The following is a 1,515-nucleotide window of genomic DNA, read 5'->3' on the forward strand; positions in this document are numbered from 1 at the left end:
GTGCACGGTGGTCGCCTCCGTCCTGGCCGGCCCGATCGCCGACAAGGTCGGCCGGGTCAAGCCCTTCGTGCTCACCTCCGGCATCGCCGCCGCGCTCGCGCTGACCCTGCCGATGCTGTGGCCCACCGAGAACGGCATGCTCGCCTACAACATCGCCGGCGGCTTTGCCTTCGGGGTGTACATGGCCGTCGACATGGCTCTGATCACCAAGGTCCTGCCGCGCAGCGAGGACGCCGGCAAGGACATGGGCGTCATCAACATCGCCAACGCGGGACCCCAGATCCTGGCCCCCTCCATCGCCGGCTGGATCGTCGCCGCCGGCGGCTACGAAGCCCTCTTCCCCGTCGCCGCCCTCTGCTCGCTCGTCGGCGCGCTGGGTGTGCTGCGCGTGCGCGGCGTCCGGTGACCCCTCCGCCGTCCCGCACGGCGCCGCCCGCCCGTCCCCTGTCTGTCCCGTCCGCCACCGCTTTCCGAGGAACCGCACCGTGAACCGACGCCGCACACTCGCCGCCCTGACCGCCACGAGCGCCCTGCTGCTGGCCTGCACGCAGGCACAGGCCGCCCAGGGCCGCCCGCAATCCGCCCCGCAGCGGCCCCCGCTGGCCGGGCTGCGCGTCCTGCTCAGCAACGACGACTCCATGCAGTTGGCCCGCCCCAACGCCTCCGACGGCAAGGGCCTGTACGAGGTGCGTCGCGCACTGTGCGAAGCCGGCGCGGACGTTGTCGTCATGGCCCCGTGGGCCAACCAGAGCGGCGCCGGCACCAGCGCCACCAGCGGCGGCCAGCTGACCGTCCAGCGCAGGACCGCGCTGCCGGATGGGTATGCGAACGACTGCTCGGGAGCGCCGGCGGGCGGCGCGGTGTACGGGGTCTGCAAGGGGGCGGCGCCCTGCGGGCAGTCCACACCGAGCGCGACGCCGGCCGACACCGTGCGCCTGGGCATCAACGGCGGGCTTGCCGCCAAGGCCGGCTGGAAGGGCGGCCCGGACCTGGTGGTCACCGGCAGCAACTTCGGCCCGAACGCCGCCTCGGTGGTCAACGAGTCGGGCACGCTGGGTGCCGCACTCGCCGCGATCGACGAGGGCGTGCCCGCCGTCGCCCTCAACAGCGCCTACGACCCGGCCGTCACCGACTCCTTCGAGGTCGCAGAGCACACCTACCGCCGGACTGCGGCCTTCGGGGCGGCGTTCATCGCGGGTCTCCGCGAACGCGACCTGCTCGCACCGCAGTACGTGGTCAACGTGAACTACCCGCACCGCGGGCAGCACCAGCGCCCGCGGGGGACGGCCTTCACGTCCGTCGGCACGCAGAAGCTCCTCGACCTGCACTACACGGCCGTGGGCGACACGTTCACCATCGGCGCGCAGCTGTGCACTCCGCGCTCGCCGGGCTGCCGCCCCGAGTCCAAGCCCCGGGCGGACTTCGCGCTGCTCCAGCGCGGCTACGTCACCGTGACGCCGATAAGCCCGGACCGTACGGCCACCGGCCGGGCGACGCGGGGCCTGGAGCACTACG

Annotated in this window: 2 protein-coding genes; both read left to right on the forward strand. The window is 73.5% G+C overall.

Annotation, left to right across the window (positions count from 1 at the left end; translation table 11 throughout):
• Positions 1–406 (forward strand): MFS transporter (locus ACQKIP_RS47170; RefSeq protein ID WP_427745834.1); only part of this gene is annotated, 406 nt, incomplete at its 5' end.
• 79 nt (positions 407–485) lie between these two features.
• The coding region (surE, locus tag ACQKIP_RS47175) for a 5'/3'-nucleotidase SurE (protein WP_427745835.1) at positions 486–1,515 on the forward strand (1,030 nt) is incomplete at its 3' end.

The sequence above is a fragment of the Streptomyces sp. NPDC059900 genome (genome assembly GCF_050270335.1).
Classification (GTDB): Bacteria; Actinomycetota; Actinomycetes; order Streptomycetales; family Streptomycetaceae; genus Streptomyces.